Annotated in this window: 27 protein-coding genes and 1 pseudogene; 10 read left to right on the top strand and 18 right to left on the bottom strand. The window is 73.8% G+C overall.

From position 1 onward, the window contains the following. Positions 1-77: 77 nt before the first annotated feature. Positions 78-989, top strand: a complete 912-nt coding sequence (locus ACIGNX_RS26930; RefSeq protein ID WP_396543489.1) for a hypothetical protein — start codon at positions 78-80, stop codon at positions 987-989. A gap of 421 nt (positions 990-1,410) precedes the next feature. Continuing rightward, the gene (locus tag ACIGNX_RS26935) at positions 1,411-2,700 is read left to right on the top strand and encodes an acyl-CoA dehydrogenase family protein (protein WP_396543490.1); all 1,290 of its coding nucleotides are present in this window, start codon (positions 1,411-1,413) and stop codon (positions 2,698-2,700) included. Between the two features lie 40 nt (positions 2,701-2,740). On the opposite strand, the gene ACIGNX_RS26940 is transcribed toward ACIGNX_RS26935, so the two are convergent. Beyond that, on the bottom strand, positions 2,741-3,673 hold the full coding sequence (locus ACIGNX_RS26940) for an EamA family transporter (RefSeq protein WP_396543491.1): 933 nt from the start codon (positions 3,671-3,673) through the stop codon (positions 2,741-2,743). A gap of 39 nt (positions 3,674-3,712) precedes the next feature. Here ACIGNX_RS26940 and ACIGNX_RS26945 point away from each other — a divergent pair, with 39 nt between their 5' ends. Beyond that, the gene (locus ACIGNX_RS26945; protein ID WP_396543492.1) at positions 3,713-4,243 is read left to right on the top strand and encodes a CGNR zinc finger domain-containing protein; all 531 of its coding nucleotides are present in this window, start codon (positions 3,713-3,715) and stop codon (positions 4,241-4,243) included. Positions 4,244-4,250: 7 nt separating this feature from the next. Here ACIGNX_RS26945 and ACIGNX_RS26950 read toward each other — a convergent pair whose 3' ends face one another. The 6 genes from ACIGNX_RS26950 to ACIGNX_RS26975 all read right to left on the bottom strand — a co-directional run bounded on the left by ACIGNX_RS26950 (position 4,251) and on the right by ACIGNX_RS26975 (position 10,043). Next, positions 4,251-5,093, bottom strand: coding sequence for an SDR family oxidoreductase (locus tag ACIGNX_RS26950; protein WP_396543493.1), 843 nt, complete (start codon positions 5,091-5,093; stop codon positions 4,251-4,253). A gap of 118 nt (positions 5,094-5,211) precedes the next feature. Next, positions 5,212-6,321, bottom strand: coding sequence for an ABC transporter permease (locus tag ACIGNX_RS26955; protein WP_396543494.1), 1,110 nt, complete (start codon positions 6,319-6,321; stop codon positions 5,212-5,214). Continuing rightward, positions 6,321-7,205 (bottom strand): ABC transporter ATP-binding protein, encoded by an 885-nt coding sequence (locus ACIGNX_RS26960; RefSeq protein WP_396543495.1) that lies wholly within the window; start codon positions 7,203-7,205, stop codon positions 6,321-6,323. Before ACIGNX_RS26960 ends, ACIGNX_RS26955 begins: the two co-directional genes overlap by 1 nt. Positions 7,206-7,265: 60 nt before the next feature. Further along, on the bottom strand, positions 7,266-7,952 hold the full coding sequence (locus tag ACIGNX_RS26965; RefSeq protein ID WP_396543496.1) for a response regulator: 687 nt from the start codon (positions 7,950-7,952) through the stop codon (positions 7,266-7,268). After that, on the bottom strand, positions 7,949-9,232 hold the full coding sequence (locus ACIGNX_RS26970; protein ID WP_396543497.1) for a sensor histidine kinase: 1,284 nt from the start codon (positions 9,230-9,232) through the stop codon (positions 7,949-7,951). The genes ACIGNX_RS26965 and ACIGNX_RS26970 overlap by 4 nt, the downstream gene beginning before the upstream one ends. A gap of 22 nt (positions 9,233-9,254) precedes the next feature. Next, positions 9,255-10,043 (bottom strand): class I SAM-dependent methyltransferase, encoded by a 789-nt coding sequence (locus tag ACIGNX_RS26975; protein WP_396543498.1) that lies wholly within the window; start codon positions 10,041-10,043, stop codon positions 9,255-9,257. Between the two features lie 50 nt (positions 10,044-10,093). Here ACIGNX_RS26975 and ACIGNX_RS26980 point away from each other — a divergent pair, with 50 nt between their 5' ends. After that, positions 10,094-10,684, top strand: a complete 591-nt coding sequence (locus ACIGNX_RS26980; RefSeq protein WP_396543499.1) for a TetR/AcrR family transcriptional regulator — start codon at positions 10,094-10,096, stop codon at positions 10,682-10,684. 50 nt (positions 10,685-10,734) lie between these two features. On the opposite strand, the gene ACIGNX_RS26985 is transcribed toward ACIGNX_RS26980, so the two are convergent. Genes ACIGNX_RS26985 through ACIGNX_RS26995 form a run of 3 tightly spaced genes read right to left on the bottom strand, consistent with a single transcriptional unit; the run spans position 10,735 to position 12,791 of the window. Beyond that, positions 10,735-11,691 carry an LLM class flavin-dependent oxidoreductase gene (locus ACIGNX_RS26985; RefSeq protein WP_396543500.1) on the bottom strand — a complete coding sequence of 319 codons (957 nt, stop codon included), beginning with the start codon at positions 11,689-11,691 and terminating at the stop codon, positions 10,735-10,737. A gap of 9 nt (positions 11,692-11,700) precedes the next feature. After that, on the bottom strand, positions 11,701-12,378 hold the full coding sequence (locus ACIGNX_RS26990) for an SDR family NAD(P)-dependent oxidoreductase (RefSeq protein WP_396543501.1): 678 nt from the start codon (positions 12,376-12,378) through the stop codon (positions 11,701-11,703). Next, a complete protein-coding gene (locus ACIGNX_RS26995) occupies positions 12,375-12,791 on the bottom strand; it encodes a VOC family protein (RefSeq protein WP_396543502.1) in 417 nt (138 codons plus the stop codon). Before ACIGNX_RS26995 ends, ACIGNX_RS26990 begins: the two co-directional genes overlap by 4 nt. A 46-nt stretch (positions 12,792-12,837) precedes the next feature. On the opposite strand from ACIGNX_RS26995, the gene ACIGNX_RS27000 reads away from it, so the two are divergent. Next, on the top strand, positions 12,838-13,515 hold the full coding sequence (locus ACIGNX_RS27000; protein ID WP_396543503.1) for a GntR family transcriptional regulator: 678 nt from the start codon (positions 12,838-12,840) through the stop codon (positions 13,513-13,515). On the opposite strand, the gene ACIGNX_RS27005 is transcribed toward ACIGNX_RS27000, so the two are convergent. From ACIGNX_RS27005 to ACIGNX_RS27040, 8 genes and pseudogenes are all read right to left on the bottom strand, one after another. Beyond that, positions 13,485-14,621 (bottom strand): alpha/beta hydrolase family protein, encoded by a 1,137-nt coding sequence (locus ACIGNX_RS27005; RefSeq protein ID WP_396543504.1) that lies wholly within the window; start codon positions 14,619-14,621, stop codon positions 13,485-13,487. The two genes, ACIGNX_RS27000 and ACIGNX_RS27005, sit on opposite strands and share 31 nt — an antisense overlap. 19 nt (positions 14,622-14,640) lie before the next feature. Continuing rightward, positions 14,641-15,618 (bottom strand): transporter, encoded by a 978-nt coding sequence (locus ACIGNX_RS27010; protein ID WP_396543505.1) that lies wholly within the window; start codon positions 15,616-15,618, stop codon positions 14,641-14,643. Next, positions 15,615-16,562, bottom strand: coding sequence for an ABC transporter ATP-binding protein (locus ACIGNX_RS27015; protein WP_396543506.1), 948 nt, complete (start codon positions 16,560-16,562; stop codon positions 15,615-15,617). The genes ACIGNX_RS27010 and ACIGNX_RS27015 overlap by 4 nt, the downstream gene beginning before the upstream one ends. After that, complete coding sequence (locus ACIGNX_RS27020; protein ID WP_396543507.1) at positions 16,559-16,951, bottom strand: GntR family transcriptional regulator; 393 nt, start codon at positions 16,949-16,951, stop codon at positions 16,559-16,561. The genes ACIGNX_RS27015 and ACIGNX_RS27020 overlap by 4 nt, the downstream gene beginning before the upstream one ends. A 147-nt stretch (positions 16,952-17,098) precedes the next feature. Continuing rightward, positions 17,099-17,950, bottom strand: a complete 852-nt coding sequence (locus ACIGNX_RS27025; RefSeq protein WP_396543508.1) for a hypothetical protein — start codon at positions 17,948-17,950, stop codon at positions 17,099-17,101. A gap of 20 nt (positions 17,951-17,970) precedes the next feature. Then, positions 17,971-18,267, bottom strand: a pseudogene (locus ACIGNX_RS27030) (DUF1565 domain-containing protein); the annotation flags it as partial. 137 nt (positions 18,268-18,404) lie between these two features. Next, a complete protein-coding gene (locus ACIGNX_RS27035; RefSeq protein ID WP_396543509.1) occupies positions 18,405-19,847 on the bottom strand; it encodes a DHA2 family efflux MFS transporter permease subunit in 1,443 nt (480 codons plus the stop codon). A gap of 180 nt (positions 19,848-20,027) precedes the next feature. Continuing rightward, the gene (locus ACIGNX_RS27040) at positions 20,028-20,519 is read right to left on the bottom strand and encodes an FBP domain-containing protein (protein ID WP_396543510.1); all 492 of its coding nucleotides are present in this window, start codon (positions 20,517-20,519) and stop codon (positions 20,028-20,030) included. Positions 20,520-20,591: 72 nt separating this feature from the next. Here ACIGNX_RS27040 and ACIGNX_RS27045 point away from each other — a divergent pair, with 72 nt between their 5' ends. The 5 genes from ACIGNX_RS27045 to ACIGNX_RS27065 all read left to right on the top strand — a co-directional run bounded on the left by ACIGNX_RS27045 (position 20,592) and on the right by ACIGNX_RS27065 (position 26,063). Then, positions 20,592-21,158: a TetR/AcrR family transcriptional regulator gene (locus ACIGNX_RS27045; protein WP_396543511.1), complete on the top strand. Its 567-nt coding sequence runs from the start codon at positions 20,592-20,594 to the stop codon at positions 21,156-21,158. 327 nt (positions 21,159-21,485) lie between these two features. Then, the gene (locus tag ACIGNX_RS27050; RefSeq protein ID WP_396543512.1) at positions 21,486-22,088 is read left to right on the top strand and encodes a DUF4956 domain-containing protein; all 603 of its coding nucleotides are present in this window, start codon (positions 21,486-21,488) and stop codon (positions 22,086-22,088) included. After that, complete coding sequence (locus ACIGNX_RS27055) at positions 22,085-22,906, top strand: polyphosphate polymerase domain-containing protein (protein WP_396543513.1); 822 nt, start codon at positions 22,085-22,087, stop codon at positions 22,904-22,906. The genes ACIGNX_RS27050 and ACIGNX_RS27055 overlap by 4 nt, the downstream gene beginning before the upstream one ends. Next, positions 22,897-24,960 (top strand): CotH kinase family protein, encoded by a 2,064-nt coding sequence (locus tag ACIGNX_RS27060; RefSeq protein WP_396543514.1) that lies wholly within the window; start codon positions 22,897-22,899, stop codon positions 24,958-24,960. Before ACIGNX_RS27055 ends, ACIGNX_RS27060 begins: the two co-directional genes overlap by 10 nt. A gap of 143 nt (positions 24,961-25,103) precedes the next feature. Continuing rightward, complete coding sequence (locus ACIGNX_RS27065) at positions 25,104-26,063, top strand: glycoside hydrolase family 11 protein (RefSeq protein ID WP_396543515.1); 960 nt, start codon at positions 25,104-25,106, stop codon at positions 26,061-26,063. Positions 26,064-26,273 lie beyond the last annotated feature (210 nt).

A 26,273-nucleotide genomic window follows, 5' to 3' on the forward strand; every position in this document is an offset into this window, starting at 1 on the left:
GGGCCGCCGAGTCGACGCGATCGGGGAAAGGGAGGCGCTCCCGCTCGGGTGGCCGCACGGCCCCGGCTGGAGGCGCGATGGGCCGCGGGCGGCACGACGAGCGGAGCGCGCGGGTCGGCCTGGCGCGCCGGCGGTTGCGGGAGGGCGACTCGGCGGTGCTCGCGGGCCGGTTGCCGGAGGCCGCCGACCTGTACGCCGTGGCCGCGTACGAGCTGGACGGCCTGGACCTCACCGACCCGGATGTCGCCGCGCTGTCGCCGCCCGCCCTGGCCGGTCACGGCGGCGTGGACCTGGAACTCGGCAACCCGCGACGCGCGCTGGGGACGTTGACCGGGGCCCTCGACCTGGCCGAGCCGGGCACGGTGCTGCACGCGACCGTGTTCGTCGGCCACGCCTGCGCGCTGCGCGACACGGGGGCGCTGGACGAGGCGATCGCGGTGTTCGGCGACGCGCCGGCCGTCCAGCGGGCGGTCGACCGGTGCGGCGAGGCGGTGGTCCGCACGCTCGACGAGCTGTCCCGCGCGCTGCGGCTGCGCGGTGACGGACGTGCCGCCGCACGGGCCGCGCGGGAAGCCGTGGAGCCGGCCGGGCGGCTCGCGCCCGGCGGCCTGGCCGCGGCCGTGAGCCACCATTGCCTGTGGCAGGCGTTGGACGACCTCGGCCGGGCGGACGACGCCGAGGCCCACCTCACCCTCCTGCTGCGGCACGCACCCGACGCGTCGGCCACCGCCGACGCCGTCGACCGCTGGTGCGAGGGGGTGCTGGCGCGCGAGGGCGCGACCGACGCCCTGCCGCGCCTGGACCGGCACCTCGCCGTCATCCGACCGCAGGCCCCGGCGCACCGGTCGTGGGCGTGCTGCTGCTGTGGCGCGGGCGCGGGCCGCCCGGGCGGAGGCCCGGTCGCGGCACGACGCGTGACGCCGAGCGCCGGGCAATTGCGCGCGGGTCCTGTCCGAATTGTCGCGCACCCCGGTCGACAAAGCACGTGAGCGAACCTCGCGATGCCGCCGAAAGCGCTAGCGCATTCATCGGTTGAATAGGCGGCTGAAGCAAATTCTTCCCCACGCGGGTGGTGACGCAACGTCACCACCCGGCGAACCTCGGTCGCCACCGGAGGCCGATCATGGGCAGCCCTGATTCCGCTGTACTAGGGTACGTTCCCTGTCACGCCGTGACCAGGCGTAATACTTTGGTAACGGTGTCTCGATCACCCGCCGTGGCGGTCGTCGCCGGCAGCCGGGGCACGGTCGCCGACCGCCGCCGGCGGAAGCCCGAAGCGACCTCGCGGACCGGTGTTGCCGCCCCACCCGACCGCGTGTGTGATGGGCCCGAAATCGAGCCGGCAGCACAACACACGGGGGCGTTCGTGCTGCGCGAAAAGCGCCGAGAACACACTTTGGGGGAATACCCGTGAGCCTTGCGGACCGGACGCCCGGTTACTTCACCACACCGCAGCACGACCGGTTGCGCGCGGAGGTGCGCGCGTTCGCCGAGGCGCAGGTCGCGCCCGCCGTGGCCGGCATGGAGGAGTCCAAGGCCGTCCACACCGGGCTGTCCCGGCTGATCGCGCGGCAGGGCTGGCTCGGCGTCACCGTCGACCCGCGGTACGGCGGGATGGGCCTGGGCCACCTGGCCAAGACCATCATCATCGAGGAGCTGTCCCGGGTCAGCGGCGCGATGGGCGCCATGGTGCAGGCCTCGCAGCTGGGCGTCGCGAAGATCGTGCACTTCGGCAACGAGGAGCAGAAGCGGCACTGGCTGCCCCGGGTCAGCGACGGCCGGTGCCTGCCGACCATCGCGGTCACCGAGCCGGACGCGGGAGGGCACGTGCTGGGCATGTCCAGCACCGCCGAGCGGGTGGGTGACGAGTACGTCCTCAACGGGGGCAAGGTGTTCGTCGGCAACAGCCACGTCGGCGACCTGCACGGCGTGGTGGTGCGCACCGGGCCCGGCTCGGGCGGCCTGTCGGCGTTCCTGGTGGAGGCGACCGCGCCGGGCTTCTCGCTCGCGCCGCACCGCCCCGCCATGGGCCTGCACGGCTTCAGCTTCGGCGAGCTGGTCTTCGAGGACTGCCGCGTCCCGGTCGGGAACCGGCTGGGCGAGGAGGGCGACGGCCTCGCCGTGGCCTACTCCTCCAGCGTCCTGTACGGGCGGCCCAACCTGACCGCCGTCTCGCTGGGCATCCACCGCGCGATCGTGGAGCAGACGGTGGCGTTCGCGAGCGAGCACCGGCGGTACGGCAAGCCGCTGGCGGAGCTGCCCACCGTGAAGCAGAAGCTGGGCCAGATGCAGTCCCAGCTGATGACCGCGCGGCTGGCCGCGTACTACGCCGCCCACATGCTCGACCAGGGCAACCCGTGCGACGCGGACCTCATCAGCGCGAAGCTCCTCAACGTCGAGTCCTCTTTGGACTCCGCGCGCACCGCGATGGAGATCCACGCGGCGTACGGGCTCGACCCCGGCCGCACGGTCGAGCGCCTGCTGCGCGACGCCAACCACATCTACTCCCCCGCCGGCACGTCGGACATCCAGCGGCTGCGGCTGGCCGAGGTGGCGCTGGGCACCTACCGGGACCAGTGGTCGGCGCGGCTGTCGGACAAGCTCCGCGCGAGCAGCGTCGGCCTGGACCGGGTGACGCTCGTGGCGGGCGAGCCGGCGAACCTGCCGATCGCCGAACCCGCGGTCGCCGCCGCGCGCTGACGTGCCGCCGCCGGGCCCTCCCGCACCGGAGGGCCCGGGGCTAGCGCGGCTCGCCCAGCTTCACCGCCACCACCCCGACGAGGATGAACGCACCGCCGGCCAGTTGCACGGGTCCGGGCGCCTCGCCCAGCAGCAGCCACGCGAACACCAGCGCCATCACGACCTCGGTCAGCGCCACGAACGACGCCAGCCGCGAGCCGAGCCGCCTGGTCGCGGCGATGCCCGCCACGTACGCCAGCGCGGCCGTCACCACGCCGAGCGCGAGCACCGGCGGCCACCACGGCACGTGGAACCCGTCGAACGGGACCGGCGCGGTGGACACCGCGAACGGCACAAGCCCGACGGCACCGGCGAGCAGCAGCACGACGCCGCCCACCAGCAGCCCGCCCGCCGCCAGCACGGTGCCCGGCAGCCCGTCCGCCTCGCGCGCGTTCAGCACGAAGTAGGCCGCCGCGCCGACCATCGCGCCCAGCGCCCAGAGCACGCCGACGGCGCTGACCCGCGCGCCGGACACGACGTCGAGCACCAGCAGCAGGCCCACCACGCCCAGCGCGCCGCCGAGCACGGTGAGCCGGGTGGGCCGCTGGCCCTGCCGCAGCCACAACCATCCGACCACGGCCACCGGCGCGGTGTACTCGACCAGCAGCGCGACCCCGACCTCCATGTGCGCGACGGCGTTGAAGTACGCCAGTTGGCAGCCCGCGACGGCGACGAGGCCGTAGGCGAGGACCAGCGGCGCGGTGCGGCGCAGCAGCCCCCACCGGCCGCGCAGTTGGACCACCGCGACCGGCGCGAGCACCGCGGCGGCCAGCAGCACGCGCACGGCCACGGCGGCGGCCGAGGACCAGCCGGCGTCCATCAGCCCGCGCCCCAGGGGACCCGACAGCCCGAACGACGACGCCGACAGCACCGCGAACCCCAACCCGCCCCGCAACCGGCCGGCCACCTGCGTGTCATGCGTCAACGTCACCATGGCTCGTGACGCTATGGACCGGCGAGGTAATCTGTCAACGTGCTCTTCAGCCATGACACGACCTCGTCGCTCGTCGCCGCGGTCGCCCTGGTGAACTCCGCCGAGGAGCCGGACACGATGACGGAGCCGGCCCACCTCGACGCGTTCTTCGCCGAGCACGGCTACACCGGCTCGCGCACCCGGGACGCGGCCGAGCTGGCGGCGGTCCGGGCGCTGCGCGCACCGCTGCGCCGGCTGCTGACCAGCGACCGCGACACCGCCGTGCGGCTCGTCAACGACGTCCTGGCCCGGCACCAGGTCGTGCCGCAGCTCGTGCGGCACGACGGCTTCGACTACCACCTGCACGTGACCGACCCGGCGACGCCGCTGGCCGACCGGATCGCCGTCGACACGGCCATGGCGATGGTCGACGTGATCCGGGCCGACGAGATGAGCCGGCTGTCGGTGTGCGCCGACGAGACGTGCGGCGGCCTGGTCCTCGACCTGTCCCGCAACCGCTCCCGCCGCTACTGCAGCACCACGTGCGGCAACCGGATCGCCGTCGCGGCCTACCGCGCGCGCCGGGCCTGACCCCGCCCTACCGGTCCCGCCGGCGCAGCAGCTCGGCCAACGACGTGGCCGGGTGGCCCGTCAGGGTCGGCACGGCGTCGCTGACGCGGGCCATTTCGCCGTTGGCGATGGCGGTGTAGGTGGAGACCCAGGCGTCGACCTGCCAGTCGGGCGCGCCGTACGAGGCGCGCGAGCGGTACGCCTCCTCCACCGTCTCCGCGTGGTAGGTGATCGTGCGCCCGGCCGCCTCCGACAGCACGGCGGCGACCTCGTGCAGGGTCAGCGCCTCCGGGCCGGTGAGGTCGTAGGTGCGGCCGACGTGCGCGCCCGGGTCGGTGAGCACGGCGGTGGCGGCGTCGGCGATGTCGTCCTGCGCCACGGCGGCCACGCGGCCGTCACCCGCCGGACCGCGCAGCACGTCGTCCTCGCCGACCATGCCGGGCAGGAAGTCGGCGTAGAGGTTGTCCCGCAGGAAGGTGAACGCGAGACCGCTCGCCTCGACGTGGCGTTCGGTGGCGTGGTGGTCGCGGGCCAGGGTGAACGTGGCGTCGGCGGCGGCTCCCGCGAACGACACGTAGACCAGGTGGCCGACCCCGGCGTCCACCGCCGCGTCGACGAACGCGCGGTGCCGGTCCACCCGGTCCGCCGATTCCGACGCCGAGACCATGAGGACCGTCGCGACGCCGTCGAGGGCGCGGCGCACCGCGTCCCGGTCGGCGAACTCGGCCGCGGCCACGGACGCGCCGGGCAGGTCCGGCGCCCGGGACGGGTCGCGGACCAGCAGCACCTGGGCGTGCCCGGCGTCCGCGAGGCGGCGGGCGACGCGGCCGCCCAGGTTCCCGGTGGCGCCGGTGACGGCGATCGGTGTCATGTCGTGCATCCCCTCGACTGGTCGCGCCGAGTCTCCCACCCCGCGGCGCGGACGGCTCGTCGTCGGGAGGCGCCACCGGGAAGGGCCCGTGCGCCCCCGAGCGCACGGGCCCCGCTCGTCACTCGTCCCGGGACCACGCCTTGGCCAGCGCGAGCTTGCCGCCGGTGTGCAGCAACGACCCGGAGTAGACCCGGCCCGCGAACAGCACCGCGAGCACGACCGTCCCGGCCAGCAGGCCCATCGCCACCAGCGGCTCCCACACCGCGGCCTCCCCCGCGAACAGCCGCACCGGCATGGCGATCGCCGACGAGAACGGCACGTACGACAGCACGGTCAGCACGGTGGCGTTGTCGGAGAAGAACATCACGCCGAAGTACGGCGCCATCACCAGCAGCACCACCAGCCCCGTGCTCGACCCCAGGTCCTCCTGCCTGCTGACCAGCGACCCGGTCACCGCCCACACCGCGGCCAGCAGCACGAACCCGAGCACCAGGAACGGCACGAACCAGCCCAGCGCGGGCGCCACCAGGGCCAGCAGCTCGGCGTGGCCGCCCAGCCGCAGCGCGACGGGCGCGGCCACCGCGAGCACCACCACCTGCCCGATCGTCAGCAGCGAGTGCCCCGCGATCTTGCCCGCCAGCAGGGCCCGCACCGGCACGGTCGACACCAGGATCTCCACGATCCGGGTCTGCTTCTCGGTGACGGTGCTCTGCGCGATCGCCGTGCCGCTCATCCCGAACATCAGGAACACCAGCGCGAACACCATGATCACCAGTTGCCGCTGCCCCTGGCCGACCTCGGCCGGGTCGAGCAGGTCCACCGGCGGCGCGGTGCGCAGCGCGGCCACGACGTCGGTCGGCGGGTCGGCCAGCGCCACCACCCGCACGCCCGCGGCCGACCCGCCCGCGGTGTCCGGCACGACGGCCGCCTCCACCTCCTCCGAGCGGACGAGCGCCTCGGCGGCAGCCACGTCGTCGACGGCGCGGACCTCCAGCCCCGTGCCCGCCAGGGCCTCGGCGGCCCGCTCGCCGACCGCGGCGACCCGGGTCGTGCCGCCGCCCAGCGCGGTCGGCAGGATCGACATCGCGAACAGCCCCACCAGGACCACGCCGAAGCCGATCCAGAAGCCCTTGGCGCGCAGGAACGTCCTCACCTCGCGCTCGGCGACCAACCTGGTGGCCGCCGCGAAACCGCCCGACCCGCCGTCCCGCTCCGTCACGCCGGTCATCAGATCGCCTCCAGGAAGATCTCGTCGAGCGTGGGGACGACGGGGGTGAAGCCGCGCACCGGCCCCCGTCGCAGGGCGGCCTCCAGGACGACCTGGTCGACGTCCTCGCGGCCGTCCGGCTCGAACACCACGCGCGGTCCGTCCGCGTCGACCACCCGCAGGCCGGGCACGTCCCGCACCCACCCCGCGTCCGACGCCACGACCAGCTCGAACCGCTTGGTGCCGTACCGGGCGCGCAGCTCGTCCCGCGCGCCGGCCGCGGCGATCCGACCACCGGAGATGATCACCACGTCGTCGCACAGCCGTTCCACGACCGACAGCTGGTGGCTGGAGAACAGCACGGGCACGCCCCGCGCGGCGCGTTCCCGCAGCACCCCGAGCACGGTCTCGACGGCGATCGGGTCCAGCCCGGAGAACGGCTCGTCGAGGATCAGCATGACGGGGTCGTGCACCAGCGCGGCGGCGATCTGGGCGCGCTGCTGGTTGCCCAGCGACAGCTCCTCCAGCCGGTCCTGCGCCCGGTGGCCGAGTTCGAGCTGGTCGAGCAGGCGCTCGGTGTTGCGGCGGGCGGTCTCGCGGTCCAGGCCGTGCAGCCGGCCGAGCCAGCCGACCTGCTCGGCGACGCCCATCTTCGGGTACAGGCCGCGCTCCTCGGGCATGTACCCGAACCGCTGCCGCACCGCGCCGGTCACCGGCGAGCCGTGCCAGGACACCGTGCCGCCGTGCGCGGCCAGCACGCCCAGGACGATGCGCATGGTGGTGGTCTTGCCGGAACCGTTCGCGCCCAGGAACCCGGTCATGCGGCCGGGCCGGACCTCGAACGACACGTCGTCGAGGACCCGGTGGTCGCCGAAGCTGCGGCTGACCGACGTCACTGTCAACATGGCCGCAACGCTAGGTGGCGCCCGCTCCCGGCACGTCCGGCGCGAGATCGACACCGCGGGTCATCCTCGCGGAGGACCCCCCTGGCCCGGCTCCACGATGCCGTGCTCGTAGGCGAACACGACCGCGTGCGTGCGGTCGCGCAGGCCCAGCTTGGCCAGGATGCGCGACACGTGCGTCTTCACCGTCGTCTCGCCCAGGTACAGCGCGGCGGCGATCTCTGCGTTGCTCGACCCGCGGGCGAGGTGGACCAGCACCTCGAACTCGCGGTCGGTCAGCTCGGGCGGTCGGCGCGCGGGCGCGGCGGGCGCCGGTCCGGCGAACCGGGCGATGACGCGCCGGGTCACCTCGGGCGAGAGCAGGGCGTCGCCCCGGGCGACGACCCGCACGGAGTCGACCAGGTCCTCCGGCGAGGCGTTCTTGAGCAGGAAGCCGCTCGCACCCGCCCGCAGCGCCTCGAACAGGTAGTCCTCGCGGTCGAACGTGGTCAGGATGACCACCTTGATCGGGTTGCCCGAGCCGTCGGGGCCCAGGATGCGCCGGGTGGCCTCCAGCCCGTCCACGCCGGGCATCTGCACGTCCATCAGCACCACGTCCGGCCGCAGCCGCCCGACCACCGCCACGGCCTCCGCGCCGTCGCGGGCCTCGCCGACGACCTCGATGTCGTCCTCCGTGCCGAGGATCACCCGGAAGCCGGCGCGGACGAGGTCGTGGTCGTCGGCCAGCACGACGCGCAACGGGGTCGTCATGCCGGGAACCTCGCCCGGACCAGGTACCCGGCGTCGCGGCGGGGCCCGGCCTCCAGCTCGCCGCCGTGCACGGCGACCCGTTCCCGCATGCCGACCAGGCCGAACCCGGCGCCGCCCGACGCGCCCGCCCGACCGCGGCCGTCGTCGGCGACCTCGACCTCCAGCGACTTCTCCAGGAACCGCACCCGCACGTCGGCCCTGCTCGCGTCGGCGTGCCTGACCACGTTCGTCAACGACTCCTGCACGATCCGGTACACCGACAGCGCGACGCCCTCCGGCACCGGCCGCGGCTCGCCGTAGACGCCGTGCGCCACGGCGAGCCCCGCCGACCGGGCCTGCTCGGCCAGCTCCGGGAGCTGGTCCAGGCCCGGCGACGACCGCTCCCCCGCGCCCTCCCGGACCTCCTCCTCCGGGTCGGCGCGCAGCACGCCGAGCAGGCCGCGCAGCTCACCGATGGCCGTGCGCGCGGTGTCCTCGACGGTCCGCAGCGCCTCGCGGGCCAGCTCCGGGTCCCGGTCGAGCACCCGTCGCGCCGCGCCCGCCTGCACGCCCATGACCGACACGTGGTGCGCCACGACGTCGTGCAGGTCGCGGGCGATGCGCACGCGCTCGGCGACGATCGCGCCGCGGGTGTTCTGCTCCTGCGAGCGGCGCAGCTGCTCGGCGCGGTGCTCCAGCTCGGCCTCCCGGCGCGCGGAGACCCACGCCATGTCGCCGAAGAAGTACGCGGTGAGGAAGAACAGCAGGTTGAACCCGATGCCGTAGAGCACGGACGCGAGGACCGGGTCCAGCGGACCGGCCGCACCCTCGAACGCCGGCACGGGGTCGACCAGGAACCGCACCAGCCCGAAGCCGAGCCAGCCGAACATCACCGCGATCACGGCGATCCTCGCCCACTTCGCCCGCGCGCGGTCCCGCCCCCACGCCCCCGCGCTGAAGATGGCCAGGAACAGCGCGACCGACGGCACGAGGTTGTCGGCCACGTGCCGGGCCTGCGCGCCGATGAACAGGGCGCCGACCGCGAACAGGGCGGCCACCGGGAACCGCCGCCGCACCACCAGCGGCGCGGTGAGCGCCACGCCCCAGGCGAACTGCTCGACCAGGTGCGGCGTGTCGTCCCACGGCACCGCGCCCATGCTGGTGACCAGCGCGGTCACCGCCACCGCGCCCGCCACGGCGGCCGCGGCGAGCCAGGCGTCCTGCCGCGACTGGGCCGCGGTGGGCCCCGGTCGCCGCCACCGCGCCCACACCGGCTCGGGGACGCGCTCGTCGTCGGTCATGGCGCAGAACGTAACCCGGACGTCAGCCGGCCGTGCGCGCCGCCGTCACCACGATCGTCGTGTACCGGACCACGAAGCCGCCGCCGGCCGCGTCCACGACCGCGCCGACCTCGGCCAGCAGCTCCGCCAGCAGGTCCGGCGGGAGCAGGGTGTGCGTGCCGGAGGTCGGGAGCGCGTCCAGCCACTCGTCCCGCGTGTAGGCGCGCTCCCAGGTGAACCGCCACTCCTCGGGTTCGCCGAACCGGCCCGTCCGCCGGATGCCGTCGACCGCCAGGTCGGTGAACGACGAGTACCCGGGCGCGGGCGCGGGGGCGGTGGGCAGGTCCGGCAGCAGCCGGCGGTGGACGTCGGCGAAGGCCTCGGCCAGGTCGGCGGGCGGTTGGCCGGCGTTCCAGAACGCGGCCAGCCTGCCGCCGGGCCGCAGCACGTCCGCGGCCTTGGCCGCGCCCGCCACCGGGTCGACCCAGTGCCAGGTCTGCCCGGCCACGACGGCGTCGAACACCCGGCCCGCCGGGTCCCACGACTCGAACGCGGACACCTCGACGTCGAGGCCGTGCCGCCGGGCCCACCCCGCCATCCGCGGGTCGACCTCCACGCCGAGCACCCGGCACCCGGCCGCCCGGAACAGCCGCGCGGCGATGCCGGTGCCGATGCCGACGTCGACCACGTCCGGTCCGGGGCTCGCGGCGACGATCGCGTCCACCATCGCGCCGGGGTAGGAGGGCCGGGCGCGGTCGTACCGCTCCGGGTCCACGCCGAACGACTCGGCCAGGGACCGCGCGCGGTGGGGTTCCGACGGTAGATTGGGCATGCGCCCACTATTAGTGGGCAAGTGCCCACTCGTCAACCCGGAGGAGCACCGTGCCGACCGGCGTGGCCATCCGCGACGTCCGCGAGCAGCTGTTCGACGCCGCCGACCGCATCCTGCTGCGGGACGGGCCCAGCGCGCTGACCAGCCGTGCCGTCACCACCGAGGCGGGCTGCGCCAAGGGCGTGCTGCACCGGCACTTCGAGGACTTCGACGCGTTCCTGGCCGAGTTCGTGCTCGACCGCGTCGACCGGATGGACGGCCAGGCCGCCGCGCTGCGGGAGGCGGCGGGCACGGGAGAGGTCGCCGACAACCTGACCGACGCGGTGATCGCGCTGTTCGGGTCCGTCGCGGTGGCGATCGTCGCCCTGGTGACGTTCCGCGACGAGCTGCGCGCCCGGCTGCGCCGCGCCTGGCCCGCGGGCGTGCCCGTGCTGACCGAGGCGGTGACCGTGATCGCCGGCTACCTGACCGCGGAGCGCGACCTCGGCCGCCTCGACCCGGACACCCCGGTCGACGGCCTCGCGCCCGCCCTCATCGGCACGGCGCACCTGCTGTTCGCCGACCGGGGCGCGCCGCCGACGCGCGAGGCCGTGCACCGGGCCGTGGTCGGGGTCGTCGGCGGGGTGCTGCGGCCGAGCTGACCGTTCGGCGGGTGCGCGGTGCCGCGCCCGACCGCTCGGCGGCAGGAGGATCAGAGCACGGCGGCCAGGCGTTCCACCGCCTCCCTCGGGTCGGGGCCGATCGGGATCAGCACGACGCTGTCCACACCGGCCTCGAACAGCTCCGCCAGCCGGGCCTTCGCCTCCTCGGCCGTGCCCGTCACCGCGAGCTGCCGCACCCACTCCTCCGGCAACCGGCGCGCGAACTCCTCCCGGCTGCCGCACTCCCGGCGCAACGCCGCGAACTCCGCCGCGAACGGCAGGGGCGCGAGGTGCGGCGCCCAGTCCGGCTCGCCGATCCACTCCAGACCGCCCCGCACGGTGGCCAGCGCCTCGGACGCGTCCCGGTGCACGGCGGCCGCGTTGTACCCCACCAGGCGGTGCGGCCGGCCCGCGTCGACGTGCGCCAGCGCCGCCCGCGCGTACTCCGGGGTGGTGGGCTCGGCCAGGATCGTGCCGTCCGCCACCCGGCCGGACAGGGCCAGCGAACGCGGACCGCGCACCCCGGCCAGCACCGGCGGCGGCTCGTCCGGCACGCACGCGGGTTCCAGGCGCACGCCGTCCAGCCGGACGTACTCGCCCGGGCCCACCGACTCGCCGCGCACCAGGGCCGTCACCGCGCGCAGGTACTCCTCCAGCAACCCCAACGGGCTGGCGGGCCACTCGCCCACCGACCGCATCCACGCCGGCATGCCGTGCCCGATGCCGACGTCGACGCGACCGGGGAACAGCTGCGCCAGCGTCGCCACCTCCATCGCCGCGAACGCGGCGTTGCGCGCGCCGACCGGCAGCAGCCCGATGCCGACCCGGACCCGCTCCGTCGCCGCCAGCACCGCCGCGGCCTGGGCCACCCCGCCCCGGAACCCGAGGTCCTCCACCAACCACAGCTCGTCGAACCCGAGCTCGTCGGCGCGCCGCGCGAACGGCAGCACCCGCGACGGCGGGAGGTCGCGGGGCAGCATCACCCCGACCGATCCGCTACGGCTCACGACGGGCTCCTAGGTCCGCAGGTACGAGGCGCCGTTGAGGTCGAGCACGGCCCCGGACGCCCACTCGGCCGCCGGCGAGGCCAGGTAGACGACGGCGGCGGCGACCTCCTCCGGCGTCGCCACCCGCCCGAACGGGCTCTGCGCCCGCACCTCGTCGGTCACCATGTCCGCCACCCGGTCGGTGGCGACGAACCCGGGCGCGACCGACGCGACCGCGATGCCGTGCGGCGCCAGGGCGACCGCCAACGACTGGCCCATCGAGTGCAGCGCCGCCTTGCTCGCGCCGTAGGCCGGCATGGCGGGCTCGCCGCGGAACGCGCCGCGCGAGCCGACGTTGACGATCCGGCCGCGGGTGCCGCGCGCGATCATGTGCCGCGCCACGCAGTACGCCATGTCGGCGGCGCCGAAGACGTTGACGGCGAACGTCCGCCGCCACAACGACTGCCACTCGTCGTAGGGCAGCTCGACCGAGCCCAGCTCCACCAGGCCCGCGTTGTTGACCAGCACGTCGATCCCGCCGAGGGTGTCGGCGGCGGAGTCCGCCACACGCGCGACCGCCGCCGGGTCGGCGAGGTCGACGTCCGAAGAGGACAGTGCGACCACGGTGTCGCCCAGCTCGCGGAACGCGTCGGCGATCGCCGCGCCGATGCCCCGGCTGCCGCCGGTGACGAGGACGCCCCGGCTCATCGGGCGAACACCTGGGACTCGTCGGCGAACGCCTTGAACTCCAGGGCGTTGCCGGCCGGGTCGCGCAGGAACATCGTCCACTGCTCGCCCGGCTCGCCCGCGAACCGCAGGTACGGCTCGATCACGAACTCCCGGCCCGCCGCGCGCAACCGCTCGGCCAGCGCGTGGAACTCGGGGATCGGCAGGAGCAGGCCGAAGTGCGGCACCGGCACGTCGTGGCCGTCCACCGGGTTGCGGCCGGCGTCGTCGCGCGGCCCCGGCACGAGGTGGGTCACGAACTGGTGGCCGTAGAGGTTCCAGTCCACCCAGTTCTCGGCCGATCGCCCCTCTTCGAGCTGGAGCACACCGCCGTAGAACTCCCGCGCCCGGGCGAGGTCGTCAACGGGGACGGCGAGGTGGAAAGCGGGTCTCATGCCCTCACCTTGACCACCACCACCGCCGATGTCAACATTCGACATCATGCAGCTGCGCAAGGCCGACCGGCGCGGCCTCGCGGACGAGGCCGCCGACCTCCTCCGCGAGGCGATCCTGGCCGGCGCGTTCCCGCCCGGCTCGCCCCTGCGCGAGGTGGAGCTGGCCGCGTCGCTGGACGTCAGCCGCGGCTCGGTGCGCGAGGGCCTCGCCGTGCTGGAGCGGGAGGGGCTGGTGCGCAGCGCCTGGCACCGGGGCGCGCGGGTGATCGACCTGACCCCGCGGGACGCGGAGGAGGTCTACTCCGTGCGCGCCGCGTTGGAAGGGCTCGCCTGTCGGAGCGCCCTCGGCCGGGTGGACCTGGCCGGGCTGGACGAGCTGGTGGACGTCATGGCGCGCCGGCTGGCGGCGGGGGCGTCGGGCGAGGAGCTGCTCGCGCTCGACATCGGGTTCCACGACGCGATCTACCGCGCGGCGGGCAACCGGCGGCTGCTGGAGGCGTGGCACGCGGTGCGGTCGCAGGTGCACCTGTTCCAGCTCACCCGCATCCGGCTGGGTCGCGAGGGCTACCGGGCCGCGGTCGTGGACGAGCACCGGGAGATCGTGCGGCTGCTGGCGGCGGGCGATCCCGAGGAGGTCGCCCGCGGCGCCGAGGACCACGTTCGCTCGGCGCTGCGGGTGCTCGTCGACCGGCTTCAGGACCCGACGACCGCGACCTCCGGGTAGCGCGGCGACGGGCGGTCGAGCAGGGGTTGCGGCTCGCCGCGCAGGTGCAGGTCGAAGAACGCCCGGACGTGGGCGCGGGTGATCGCCGCCCCGCGCTCCCCGCTCACGTCCGCGCCGAAGTCCACGCCGAGCTGCGGACCGAGCACGCCGAGGTCGGTGAACGACGCGTGCTCCATGCCCGCCACCACGAGCCAGCGTCGCCACCCGGTCAGGGACGGCCAGACCTCCGCCCAGTTCCCGGCACCGGGCGTGCCGGGGGCGTAGTTGTCCGCCCGGCCCAGGAGCAGGAACGGGCGTGCCGTGGAGGACGCCGCGGTGATCGTGCCGTCGACGTCGACGCCTGCCCGCAGGCGCGGGTCGGCCGCCAGGGCGGCGAGGCTGCTCGCACCGCCGACGGAGTGGCCGCCCATCGCGATCCGCTCCGGGTCGACCAGGGCGGCACCCGACCGGTGGCGCAGCGGGCCGGTCACCTGGTCCAGCACGAACGACACGTCCGCGGCCCGGCCGCGCTCCAGCTCCTCCCAGAACGCGGGGTCGTGCGGCTGGTCGCAGGCGGCGCAGGGGGCGACCCGGCCGTCCGGGAACGTGGTGGCGACGTTCTCGTGCGTGTGGTCGACGACCACGACGACGTAATCATGACTGGCCAGGTCCTCCGCGAGCGCGGTGAGCGTGGCGCGGGGGCGCTTGAACCCCGGTGACAGCACGACGAGCGGCCGGGAGCGCGGGCGTCCGGCGGGGCGCGCGTCGACCACCGAGTGGGTCCGCACGGCGCTCAGGGCGTCCGGCGGCAGGGCGGTGAGGCCGGCCTCCTCCAGCACCGCCCGGGACTCGGTCGGCGTCAGGTACTGCCGCCGCGGGCCGCGCGCCGAGGCCGCCGGGTAGAACAGGGAGACCATCAGCTCGCGCCGCGACGAGGGCACCCAGGGGTCGGCTCTGGAGGTGTCGACCAGGTGCAGCGACGTCGTGCCCACCGGGTGGCGGCCGGTGGGGGCGGGCAGGTGCGGGCCGGGCGGGTTCGAGCCGGGCGGGTTCGGGGTCGGGTCGGCGGAGGCCGGTGGGGTCGCTGCCGCGGACAGGGCGAGGGTCAGGGCGAGGAAGAGTCTCATCGGTTCCCTTTCGAGGGGGTCAGGCCAGGTCGCGCAGGCGGTGGAAGCAGAACCACGTGACCGGTGCGCACAAGGCGAGGAACAGCGCCAGCTCCGACCACTGCACCGGCCAGAAGTGGGTCGCCGGGTGGTGGACGAGGTGCTGCCGGTAGCCCAGGTCGCCCAGACCGGCGAAGCAGGCGTGCATCCGGTCGACCACCGACCGGTCGAAGCCCTCCGGCGGCACCCGCGGCACGCAGTGGCGCACCGCGTCGGGCAGCGGGTGGACGCGGGCGCCGTCGCGGTCGACGGTCTCGTTCGTCAGCACCCACGCGCCGGGCGGGGCGAGCACCTGCAACGCTTCCGGCACGTCACCGTTCACGCGGACGCCCGCGACGGTGCGCTCGGTGATCGCGACCACCTCGTCGGTCGGCGGCAGCAGGTGCGGGCGCACCACCAGCGGGACGGCGACCTGCACGGCGGCGTACAGCAGGAGGGTCACGGCCATCGCGGGCACGGTGCGGCGCAGCGCGATCGCGACCGCGACGCCGAGGACGAACGCGAACGCGGCGTACCCGAGCGGCGCGACGCCCCGTGCGGCGAACACCAGCGGCGTGACGCGCGGTGCGAAGCCGCTCCCCGGGTCCGGGGCGGTCGCGTCGAGCGGACCGGACCACCAGGTCACGGCGAGGCCGAGCGCACCCGCGGCGACCGCCGCGGCCGGCACGCCGAGGCCGAGCTTGACCGCGAGCCACCGGGTGCGGGTGACGCTCTGGTTCCAGACCAGGTGGTGCGTGCCCGCTCCCAGTTCCCGGGTGATCAGCGGCACGCCCCAGAAGACGCCCAGCGCGACCGGCAGCACCCACACCGCGAACAGGCCACCCCGGTACCAGGGGTCCAGGTCGGTCGGGGCACCGCCGTCCGGGCGGCCCAGCGCGAGCGCCGCGCAGACCAGGACCAGGACCGGGTACACCGAGAGCACCGGGGCGCGCAGCTGCCGCCACGCCAACCACGTCATCGCACGACCTCGAGGGCGGGCTTCGCGGGTTCGCCCGGTTCACCGGGTTCACCGGGGTCGCCCGGTTCGCCCAGGTAGGCCAGCACCAGATCTTCGAGGTCGAGTTCGCCGACGTCCCAGGCGGGGTCGTGGACCGGCGAGCCGGTGCGCACCAGGACGGTGGTCTGGCGTTCGGTGTGCTTCGCGGAGATCACGCGGTGGTCCGCGGGCAGGGTGTCGGTGGCCCGGCGCGGGCCGGTCAGCCTGCGGTGGGACGCCAGCAGGTCGTCCACCTCGCCGACGAGCCGGACCCGGCCGGCCGCCAGCACGACGAGGTGGTCGCAGACGCGTTCCAGGTCGGCGATCACGTGCGAGGACATCACGACGCCCACCCCGTGCTCGGCGACGGCCGCCATGAGGTCCTGCAGGAACCCGCGGCGCGCCAACGGGTCCAGCGAGGCGACCGGTTCGTCCAGCAGCAGCAGTTCGGGGCGCTTGGCGAGGGCGAGGGTGAGGGCCAGTTGGGCGCGGTGGCCGCCGGACAGCCCGCCGGCGGGCAGGCGCGGGTCGAGGCCGAGGCCCGCGATCCGGTCGCGGGCCAGGCCGGCGTCCCAGCGCGGGTTGAGCCGCGCGCCCAGGCGCAGGTGCTCTTCGACGGTCAGGGTGGGGTAGACGGGCGTGCCCTGGGCGACGAACCCGACCTTCGCCAGTTGGCCGGGGCCGCTGCCGGGCACGCCGCCGCACACCTCGATCGTGCCGGTCGACGGGCGGAGCACGCCCGCGGCGAGCTTGAGGAGCGTGGACTTGCCCGCGCCGTTCGGCCCGACGAGCCCGGTCACGTGGCCGGCGGGCACGGTGAGGTCGCAGCCGGTCAGCGCCCACCCGGTGGTGCGGGTCCAGCCGGTGGCGCGTGCCCGGTGCCGGCGGTAGCGCTTGCCCAGTCCCCGGGCGCGCAGGGCGGTCATGCCGTGTTCTCTTCGGCGAGCGAGCGGACCGTGGTGTGGAACAACGCCTCGACGCCCTCGTCGTCCAGGCCGGCGCGGTGCGCCTTGGCCAGCCAGCGCCGCAGGTCCTGGCGCAGCGGGTGGAGCGCGGCGGGCGGCGGGCCGGAGAGGGTGGCCGTGACGAACGTGCCGACCCCGGGACGGGCGGCCACCAGGCCGTCGTGCTCCAGCTCCCGGTACGCCTTGAGCACGGTGTTGGGGTTGATCGCCAGGTCGGCGACCACGTCCTTCACCTTCGGCAGTTGGTCGCCCTCGTGCAGGAGGCCCAGGCGCAGGGCGTGGCGGACTTGGCGGACGAGTTGCTGGTAGGGCGAGAGGCCCGACCCGGGGTCGAGGTGGAACTGGATCACCGGTTCTCCTATATAGCTAGTTACCTAGCACTATAGGACCGGGCGACCCGGGGGTCCAGTGTGAGCGGTGGGCGGGTCCGAACCCGGGTCGGACCGGACCTCCGCGGTGAGGTCCGGTCCGATGTGGAATGGCCTGGTGCCGTGGGGTCAGAAGCGGGCGCCGACGTCGCTGTTGTTCGTCGGGCGCAGGAAGGTGGAGGAGGGGATCGAGCCGTCCCGGGCGCGGGGGCCCGTGATCGTGGTCGGGTCCGTGCTCACGAACGACCAGTCGCCGCCGAGGTCCCAGGAGTTGCCGGTGCCGGTGGAGGTCGTGCCCAGCGAGGCGTTGGTGCCGTTGGCGGCGGCGAGGTCCTCGGTCAGGGTGCCGGTCGAGCGGTCGAACCGGAAGCCGGTCTTCGGGTTGCCCCAGGCGGTGCTGCGCTCGATCCGGTGGCGGCCGGGGTTGTCGTTGTCCACGATCCCGCCCGCCGCGTCGTCCCACGCCATCGTGTTGCGGACGGCGTGGTCGGCGGCGACGCCGTTGCCCCCCGGCTTCAGCCCGTTGCCGTCGCCGGTGAAGTCGGGCGGGTCCCAGCGGTTGAAGCCGTTGCCCCGCGCCAGGCTGTTCTCGGTCAGGACCGGCGAGGAGGACATCCAGTGGTCGAGGCCGTCGTCGGAGTTGTTCCACAGCCGCGCGCCGCGCACGACGTTGCCCGTGCCCGAGCCCTCCTCGACGGCCAGGCCGTCGGCGCTCTCGCCGTTCTTGCGCGGGTCGCGGTTGCCGTGGGAGTCGAGGTCGAGGACCTGGTTGTTGCCCGACGCGCCTTGGAGGTGCAGCCCGGACTCGTATTGTCGCGCGTGACGAGCCGGTCGAACACGGTGTTGTTGGTGTCCACGCCGAACACGCCGTCGGGGCCGTGGACAATTTCCGACCCGATCAGGCGCCAGTGGTCGCCTTCCACGTGCACGGCGCCGCGTTGTGCGCGCGGGATGCCGGAGCCGACGGCACCGGGCGTGCACGGCATGTCCTCGCCGTCGATGATCACGCGTTCGCCGGTGTGGTTGCGCAGGGTGATGGGTTGGCTCGCGGTGCCGTCCTTGAGCAGTTGGATGTTCGCGGTGGGCGCGTACGTGCCGCCGCGCACGGTGATGGTGTCGCCGGGTCGGGCCAGGTCGACGGCGCGCTGGATGGTGCGCAGGGGCGCGGTTCGGCTGCCGGCGTTGGCGTCGTCGCCGTTGGTGGCGACGAAGAGCTCGGCCGCGGTGGCTCGGTGCGCGGTCGCCGTGCCCGGTAGTGCGACGAGCACGGCGACCAGGAAGGCTGCGAATCCCGTCATCGCTCCCTCGACATTCACGTTCCTGAACCGGGAGAACGGTTCCAGGAACGCTGACGCGCCGTTCGAGGGAGGCGCGACGATTCGCGGTGATGAACGGAACGGGGCGCGGGAAAAGGAATTCCCGCGCCCCCGCGGCGTCAGTGCGGCGATTCCGCCTTGCCCGGCTTGACCAGGAACGAACCGGCCACCGCGACGAGCGACAGGACGGCCGCCAGCAGGATCGCCGCGTGCATGCCGCCCATCTCCGCGCCCGGCTCGTCCGCCGCGAGCATGGTGGCGGTCCGGGCGCTCATCACGCTGACCAGCAGCGCCACGCCCGCCGCGGCGGCGAGCTGCTGGGTCGTGCTGAAGATCGCGCTGCCGTGCGAGTAGAGCCGGGACGGCAGCGCGCCCAGGCCCGACGAGAACAGCGGCGTGAAGGAGAACGCCAGGCCCAGGCTCAGCGCGAGGTGGAACACCAGCACCAGCGCGGCGGACGTGGTGGCGTCGAACGTCGTGGCGAACCACAGCGAGCCGCTGGTGGCGACCGTGCCGACGATGAGCAGGACGCGCGGCCCCACCCGGTCGTACAGGCGGCCGACGAACGGCGACAGCAGACCCATCAGCAGGCCGCCGGGCAGCAGCAGGAGGCCCGTGGCGAGCGGGTCGAGCCCGAGGACGTTCTGGGTGTAGATCGGCAGGATCGTGACCACGCCGAGCAGCAGGCCCATCATCACCATCATCAGGGCGCTGGCGAGGGTGAACGTCCGGAAGCGGAACGTGCGCAGGTCCAGCAGGGCGCGCTCGTCGCGTTGCAGCCGGACCTGGCGCAGCACGAACGCCACGACGCCCAGCACGCCGATGGCGAGCGACACCCACAGCGTGGCGGACGACCCGCTGCCGCTGTGGCCGATGCTCGACAGCCCGTAGACCAGGCCGCCGAAGCCGAACACCGACAGCACGACCGACAGCGGGTCGATCGGCGCGCTGCTCGTCTCGCCGATGCGGGACACCCACCGCAGGCCGAGCACCAGCGCCGCCACCGAGATCGGCAGCACGACCCAGAACATGGCGCGCCAGCTGAACACGTCCAGCACCACACCGGACACGGTCGGGCCGATGGCGGGCGCGACGGAGATGACGATCGAGATGTTGCCCATCACCGCGCCCCGGCGGGCCGGCGGCACGAGCGTCATCACGGTCGTCATCAGCAGCGGCAGCATGATCGCCGTGCCGGACGCCTGCACCACGCGCGCGGCGAGGAGCACGGGGAAGCCGGGCGCCAGCGCCGCGATCAGCGTGCCGGCGCTGAACAGGCTCATCGCCACGCCGTACAGCACGCGCGTCGGCACCCGCTGGATCAGGTAGCCGGTGATCGGGATGACCACCGACATGGTCAACAGGAAGCCCGCCGTGAGCCACTGGCCGACGGCCGCGGTCACGTGGAGCTCGGACAGCAGCACCGGCAGCGCCACGCCCATGATCGTCTCGTTCAGGATGACCACGAACGTGGCCACGAGCAGCACGCCGATCACGGCGCGGTCGCCGCGGGTGAGCGCGGGCGGCGACGTCACGGCGTCGGACACACCTGCGGAAGTCATGCGTGGGTCCCCCAGAGGAAAGAAGGGCGCGACGAAGAGGCAACAGCGCCCCGAGCGCCTCTCACCCTACCTCCGGACATGGCGACGCCAGCTCGCTTTTCTTGCCCTGTCTCCCTTGTGGACCCCGTGGATCGACTCCCCGTAGTGGACCACCGCGGGACGGTGACGTTCCGCGTCGGCTCAGTCGACGACCCTGGCGAGGAAGCCCGTCACCTTGGCGGCGGTCCGGGTGGCCGCCTCCTCGGGGGTCAGCGACTCGTGCAGGCGGGAACCGGGGCCCGCGTCCTTCTTGCCCCTCAGGTAGAGCGAGCACGCCAGGTCGGCGCAGATGTAGACGCCGACGGAGTTGCCCTGCTGACCGCCGCGCCCGGCCTTGCGGGCCGTCATCAGCACCACGCCGTCGCCCTGGTGCGTGGTCAGGCACAGCGAGCACATGGTGCGGCGCGGTCGGTTCCCGGGTGCGGCCAGGCGCAGCGCCACGCCCACGAGGCCGTCGTCGGACGGTGCCACGAGGTAGGCGCGCTGCGGCGCGGCGGGATCGCGCCAGCCCAGGAAGTCCAGGTCCTCCCACGGCCGTTCGGCGAGGTCGGCGGGCAGCGACAGGCGTTTGGCCTCGCCCTTGGTGCAGTTGACGAAGGACGCGCGGATCTCGCGCTCGGTTATCGGCTCCACGCCCCGAAGCTACGTCAGCTCGCCACCGAGGACAAACGAATAGGTGTTAGCCTAGGACTCCTAGGAGGCGATATGGCACGCGCGGGGCTCACGGTCGAACGGCTGGTGCGGGCGGCGGCGGAGCTGGCCGACGAGGTCGGGTTCGAGAACCTGACCGTCTCGGCGCTCGCCCGCCGCTTCGGCGTCAAGGACGCGAGCCTGTACTCGCACCTGCGCAACGCCCGGGACCTCCGCGAGCGGGTCGCCGTGCTGGCGCTGGTCGAGCTGGCCGACCGCGCCGCCTCCGCCCTCGCCGGACGGGCGGGCAAGGACGCCCTCGTGGCCTTCGCCAACGCCTACCGCGACTACGCCCGGCAGCACCCCGGCCGGTACGCGGCGATGCGGGTCGAGCTGACGCCGGAACTCGCGGCGGCGAGCCGGGCCGACCGGCACTCCGAGATGACCCGGGCCATCCTGCGCGGCTACCGCCTGCCCGAGCCGGCCGAGACCGACGCCGTCCGCCTGCTCCACAGCACGCTCCACGGCTTCACGACGCTGGAGGCGACCGGCGGGTTCGGCCACCACCCGCGCGACACCGAGGCGTCCTGGATGGCCGCCCTCGACGCCCTGCACACCGTGCTCGGCAACTGGCCCGCCTAACCAGGGCACGTATCGGGACGCCGGCGCAAACCAACCCGAAAGTTTCGATACCGTCTGACGTGGGCAGACCACGCAGCGCATCGACAGGCCGTCGACCGAACGACCGCAGCCGGTACGACCGAACGGCGCTGAACTGCGCTGTTGTTACCACGGCCGTACACCGGCAGTTCATTGACGCGACACCGCGCCTGCCCCTATCGTTTCGGCCGAGTTCCCGAAAGTTTATCTGATTATTCGAAAGTTTCGGCGACCGTCCTGCAGACCCCCGCCAAGAAGCGGGCGGTGCCCAGCCGATCTCGGCCTGCGGCTGTAGGAGGAACGAACGAGATGTCACAGCTCGTCCTGTTCACGATGGACATCTGCGCGGTGGTGCTGCTCGTCTTCGGGCTCTACTTCCCGCGACACCGCCGCCGCGACCTGGTCGTCGCCTACCTCGGCGTCAACGTCGGCGTCCTCGCCGTCGCCGGCGCGCTGAGCACCAGCGACACCGGCGCCGGCATCGGGCTAGGCATGGCGCTGTTCGGCGTGCTGTCGATCATCCGGCTGCGCTCCACGGAGCTGGACCAGCACGAGGTGGCGTACTACTTCTCCGCCCTGGCGCTCGGGCTGCTCGGCGCGCTGAGCACGTCCTCGCCGTGGCTCAACGGCGGCCTGATGGCGCTCATCGTCGTGGTGATGTTCCTGGGCGACAACCGGCGGCTGTTCCGCCGGTACCGGCACCAAATCCTCGTGCTCGACACCGCCATGACCGACCACGTGGCCCTCGTGGCGCACCTGGAACGGCTGCTCGACGCCCGGGTGCACTCCGTCACCGTGCAACGCCTGGACCTGGTCAACGAGACCACGACCGTGGACGTCCGGTACGCGGTGACCGAGCGCGCGCTCACCGCGGCGCCCGGCGCGCCCGCGCACTCCGGGGCGCGCCGATGACCACGACGACCCTCGCGCCCGCGCTGGCGGGGATGGCCCCGGTCGGGCTCGCCGAGCTGGTCGAGCGGGCCGCGTTGCAGACCAGGGTCGACCGCAAGTACGTGCTGCCGGTCGAGGCGCTGCCCCGGCTGCTCGACCACCTCGCGCCGCACGCGCGGGTCCTCGACATCGACGGCGAGCGGACGTTCCGCTACCGGTCGGTGTACTTCGACACGCCGCGGCTGGACAGCTACCACCGCGCCGCCTACCGCAGGCGCCGCCGGTTCAAGGTGCGCACCCGCACCTACCTCGACTCCGCCGAGTGCTGGCTGGAGGTGAAGATCAGCGGCGCGCGGGGCAGCATCACCAAGCACCGGCTGCCGTACCGCCCGGACGACGGCGACACGGTCCGACCGGGGCGCCGCTTCGTGGACGAGGCGCTGGAGCGCGAGTCGGTCGCACCCCTCGCGGGCGGCCCGCTCGACCCGGTCCTGGTGACCGACTACCGGCGGACCACGCTGCTGCTCCCGGAGTCCGCGAGCCGGGTCACCATCGACACCGCGCTGTCCTGGCGGCACGGCGACGCCGAGCTGACGCCGGCCGGCCTCGCCGTGGTCGAGACCAAGACGGCGTCGGCGGCCTCGCCGGTCGACCGCGTGCTGTGGCAGCGGGGCGTGCGGCCCGCCCGGATCTCCAAGTACGCCACGGGCCTGGCCGCGCTGCGCCTGGACCTGCCCGACGCCCCGTGGCGGCGGACGTTGCGCCGCCACTTCCGCGGCACCACCCCGGCGGGGCCGGTGCCGACCACCCCGACCCACCAGGAGGCATCGTGCGTCTGACCTCCCGCGGCAACGGCGCCGCGGCAACCCACCGGACCACGGGGCTCGCGGTCGCCGCGGTGCTCCTCACGGCGCTGCTCGTGCCGCTGTCGGCGGGCGCCGAGCCCGCCGCGGCGGGCGGCACGTCGGCCGCCGACGCCGTCGCCGCGTCGGCCGCGGCCGACGACCTGGTCGGCGACATCGCGTTCTCCGTCCCCGGCGGCACGTTCCAGGGCCAGGTGTCGGTGGCGTTGAGCACCGCCATCGCCGGCGCGCAGATCCGCTACACCACCGACGGGCGACTGCCCGACGCGCAGTCCCCGCTCTACCAGGGCTCGCCGGTGCAGCTCACCCGCACCACCCAGCTGCGGGCGCAGGCGTTCGTGAACCAGGTGGCGACCGGCCGGCCCGGCACGTCGCTGTACGTCGCCCGCGAGGCGACCCTGACGACGCACGACCTGCCGATCGTGGCGATCGACTCCTACGGCGCGGGCAAGCCGCAGCGCGAGTACTTCGACGGCGCGACCATGATCTTCGAGCCGCCGCCCGGCGGCACCACGTCGCTGGCCGCCACGCCGGCGGTCGCCACCCGCGCCGGGTTCAAGCTGCGCGGGCAGTCGTCGGCCTCGTTCGAGAAGACGCCCTACCGCCTGGAGCTGTGGGACAACGCCAACGACGACGCCGACTACCCGGTGCTCGGGATGCCCGCAGACTCGGACTGGGTGCTGCGCGGCCCGTTCACCGACAAGGCGCTGATCCGCGAGGCGTTCCTGTACGACCTGGGCCGCGAGATGGGGCTGAAGGCGCCGCGCTACAAGTTCGTGGAGTTCTACCTCAACACCGACGCGAGCGCGGTCGGGCCCGGTGACTACATGGGCGTCTACATGCTGGTCGAGACCATCAAGAACAGCAAGAACCGGCTCGACCTCAAGGACCTCGACGAGGACGACACCACGCTGCCGAAGATCTCCGGCGGGTACGTCTTCAAGTTCGAGTGGATGGCGGCCGAGGAGCCGACGCTGCCGTGCACCGGGCCGGCGAGCACCTGCTGGAACTACCTGGAGGTGGTCGACCCGGACCCGTTGAACGCCCAGCAGCGCGAGTGGCTGCGCGGGTATCTGCAGGAGTTCCACGACGTGCTCCGGGCGCCGAACTCCGCCGACCCGGTCACCGGGTACCAGAAGTACATCGACGTGCCGTCGTTCATCGACCACATGATCATCAACGAGCTGAGCCGGGGCATGGACGCCTACCTGCGCAGCGCCCACTTCCACAAGGACCGCGACGGCAAGGTCTTCGCCGGTCCGCTGTGGGACTTCGACCTGACCTTCGGCGTGGGCGGGTTCTTCCAGAACGACCAGGTCGCCGGTTGGCAGTACCAGCAGACGCGGCAGCCGCAGGCCAACGACTGGTACGCGCAACTGCTGCGCGACCCGGCGTTCGTCAACCAGGTCAAGTCGCGGTGGCAGTCGTTGCGGCGGGGCCTGTTCTCCGACTCCGCGCTGGCGAGCCGGATCGACGCGCTCACCCGGCCGTTGACCAACGCCGCCCAGCGCAACTTCCAGCGCTGGCCCAACCTGAACTCGGCCACGGTCGGCTTCTTCCGCACCCCGACCGCGCCCACGTGGCAGGGGCAGGTGCAGGCGATGCGGGACTGGATGCAGCGCCGCATCGCGTGGCTGGACTCGACGTCCGGCTGGGGTGGGTCCACCACGCCCACGTCCACGTCGACATCCACCCCCACGACGACCACCACGACCACTCAGCCCGGCGGTGGGCGGTGTTCGGCGGCCTACACCGTGGTCAACCGCTGGACCGGCGGGTTCCAGGGCGAGGTGCGCGTCACGGCGGGCACCTCGCCGATCTCGAACTGGACCGTGTCGTGGAGCTACGCCAACGGCGAGACGGTCACCCAGGCGTGGAACGCGACGGTGACCAGCCAGGGCTCCACCGTCACCGCCCGCAACGCGGCCCACAACGGGTCGGTGGGCGCGGGCGCGAGCACGACGTTCGGGTTCCTCGGGTCCACCTCCGGGTCGCCCGGCACGCCCGCGCTCACCTGCACGGCGAGCTGACCGGCCGCGCCCCCGCCTTTCCGGTCACGCCGGGCGATTCCACCCGGCGTGACCGGAAAGTTTCGCAAGGTGTTGACATGTTCCGGCACCCGACTTGATGCTTTTCGGGTCGATCAGCAATGCTGCTGAAAGGAATTTCGCCGATGTCCGGCAAGATCAGAGGCGGGCGCCTGCTCCCGTTGACGGCGATCACTTTCCTGCTCATGGCAATAGTGACGTCGACCGCCCAGGCGGCGGTGACCACCAATCAGACCGGCAACAACAACGGCTACTTCTACTCGTTCTGGACCGACAGCCAGGGCACGGTCTCGATGGACCTCGGCTCCGGCGGCAATTACAGCACGTCGTGGCGCAACACGGGCAACTTCGTGGCGGGCAAGGGCTGGGCCACCGGCGGGCGGCGGACGGTGAACTACTCGGGCAGCTTCAACCCGTCCGGGAACGCGTACCTGACGCTTTACGGTTGGACCCGCAACCCGCTCGTCGAGTACTACATCGTCGACAACTGGGGCACTTACCGGCCGACCGGCACGTACAAGGGCACGGTCACCAGCGACGGCGGCACGTACGACATCTACAAGACGACCCGGGTCAACCAGCCGTCGATCGACGGCACCCGCACTTTCGACCAGTACTGGAGCGTCCGGCAGTCGAAGAAGACGGGCGGCACCATCACGTCCGGCAACCACTTCGACGCGTGGGCCCGCAACGGGATGAACCTGGGCACCCACGACTACATGATCCTCGCGACCGAGGGCTACCAGAGCAGCGGCAGCTCGAACATCACGGTCGGCGGGACGTCCGGCGGGGACCCCGGCACGGGCAACCCGGGCTCCGGCGGCTGCACCGCGAGCCTGTCCGCGGGTGAGAAGTGGAGCGACCGCTACAACCTCAACGTGTCGGTCAGCGGCTCGTCCAACTGGACCGTGACGATGAACGTCCCGTCGCCCGCGAAGATCCTGTCGACCTGGAACATCAGCGCGAGCTACCCGAGCTCCCAGGTCCTCACCGCGCGACCGAACGGCAGCGGCAACAACTGGGGCGTGACGATCCAGGCCAACGGCAACTGGACGTGGCCCTCCGTCTCCTGCGCCGCGAGCTAGGCGCTCACTCCCGCCGAAAAGACCACCGTGGCGGGGGGGGGGGGGGGGGGGGGGGCCGCGGGGGGGGGGGGGGGGGGGGGGGGGGCGGGCGCCCCGGGGGGCGGGGGGGGGGGGGGGGGGGGCCCCGGGGCCGGGGGGGGGGGGGGGCGGGGGGCCGCGGCGCGCGCCCCGGGCCGGGCGGCGGCCGCGGCGCCCCCCCCCCCCCCCCCC

Source organism: Actinosynnema sp. NPDC053489 (assembly GCF_044544865.1).
In the GTDB taxonomy this organism is placed as follows: domain Bacteria; phylum Actinomycetota; class Actinomycetes; order Mycobacteriales; family Pseudonocardiaceae; genus Actinosynnema.

What these genes read in the sequence shown, in the direction of transcription:
- ACIGNX_RS26930 (WP_396543489.1), top strand. Translation starts at nt 78, where the DNA reads ATGGGCCGCGGGCGGCACGACGAGCGGAGCGCGCGGGTCGGCCTGGCG.
- ACIGNX_RS26940 (WP_396543491.1), bottom strand. Translation starts at nt 3,673, where the DNA reads ATGGTGACGTTGACGCATGACACGCAGGTGGCCGGCCGGTTGCGGGGC.
- ACIGNX_RS26950 (WP_396543493.1), bottom strand. Translation starts at nt 5,093, where the DNA reads ATGACACCGATCGCCGTCACCGGCGCCACCGGGAACCTGGGCGGCCGC.
- ACIGNX_RS26955 (WP_396543494.1), bottom strand. Translation starts at nt 6,321, where the DNA reads ATGACCGGCGTGACGGAGCGGGACGGCGGGTCGGGCGGTTTCGCGGCG.
- ACIGNX_RS26960 (WP_396543495.1), bottom strand. Translation starts at nt 7,205, where the DNA reads ATGTTGACAGTGACGTCGGTCAGCCGCAGCTTCGGCGACCACCGGGTC.
- ACIGNX_RS26965 (WP_396543496.1), bottom strand. Translation starts at nt 7,952, where the DNA reads ATGACGACCCCGTTGCGCGTCGTGCTGGCCGACGACCACGACCTCGTC.
- ACIGNX_RS26970 (WP_396543497.1), bottom strand. Translation starts at nt 9,232, where the DNA reads ATGACCGACGACGAGCGCGTCCCCGAGCCGGTGTGGGCGCGGTGGCGG.
- ACIGNX_RS26975 (WP_396543498.1), bottom strand. Translation starts at nt 10,043, where the DNA reads ATGCCCAATCTACCGTCGGAACCCCACCGCGCGCGGTCCCTGGCCGAG.
- ACIGNX_RS26990 (WP_396543501.1), bottom strand. Translation starts at nt 12,378, where the DNA reads ATGAGCCGGGGCGTCCTCGTCACCGGCGGCAGCCGGGGCATCGGCGCG.
- ACIGNX_RS26995 (WP_396543502.1), bottom strand. Translation starts at nt 12,791, where the DNA reads ATGAGACCCGCTTTCCACCTCGCCGTCCCCGTTGACGACCTCGCCCGG.
- ACIGNX_RS27000 (WP_396543503.1), top strand. Translation starts at nt 12,838, where the DNA reads ATGCAGCTGCGCAAGGCCGACCGGCGCGGCCTCGCGGACGAGGCCGCC.
- ACIGNX_RS27005 (WP_396543504.1), bottom strand. Translation starts at nt 14,621, where the DNA reads ATGAGACTCTTCCTCGCCCTGACCCTCGCCCTGTCCGCGGCAGCGACC.
- ACIGNX_RS27010 (WP_396543505.1), bottom strand. Translation starts at nt 15,618, where the DNA reads ATGACGTGGTTGGCGTGGCGGCAGCTGCGCGCCCCGGTGCTCTCGGTG.
- ACIGNX_RS27015 (WP_396543506.1), bottom strand. Translation starts at nt 16,562, where the DNA reads ATGACCGCCCTGCGCGCCCGGGGACTGGGCAAGCGCTACCGCCGGCAC.
- ACIGNX_RS27035 (WP_396543509.1), bottom strand. Translation starts at nt 19,847, where the DNA reads ATGACTTCCGCAGGTGTGTCCGACGCCGTGACGTCGCCGCCCGCGCTC.
- ACIGNX_RS27045 (WP_396543511.1), top strand. Translation starts at nt 20,592, where the DNA reads ATGGCACGCGCGGGGCTCACGGTCGAACGGCTGGTGCGGGCGGCGGCG.
- ACIGNX_RS27050 (WP_396543512.1), top strand. Translation starts at nt 21,486, where the DNA reads ATGTCACAGCTCGTCCTGTTCACGATGGACATCTGCGCGGTGGTGCTG.
- ACIGNX_RS27055 (WP_396543513.1), top strand. Translation starts at nt 22,085, where the DNA reads ATGACCACGACGACCCTCGCGCCCGCGCTGGCGGGGATGGCCCCGGTC.
- ACIGNX_RS27065 (WP_396543515.1), top strand. Translation starts at nt 25,104, where the DNA reads ATGTCCGGCAAGATCAGAGGCGGGCGCCTGCTCCCGTTGACGGCGATC.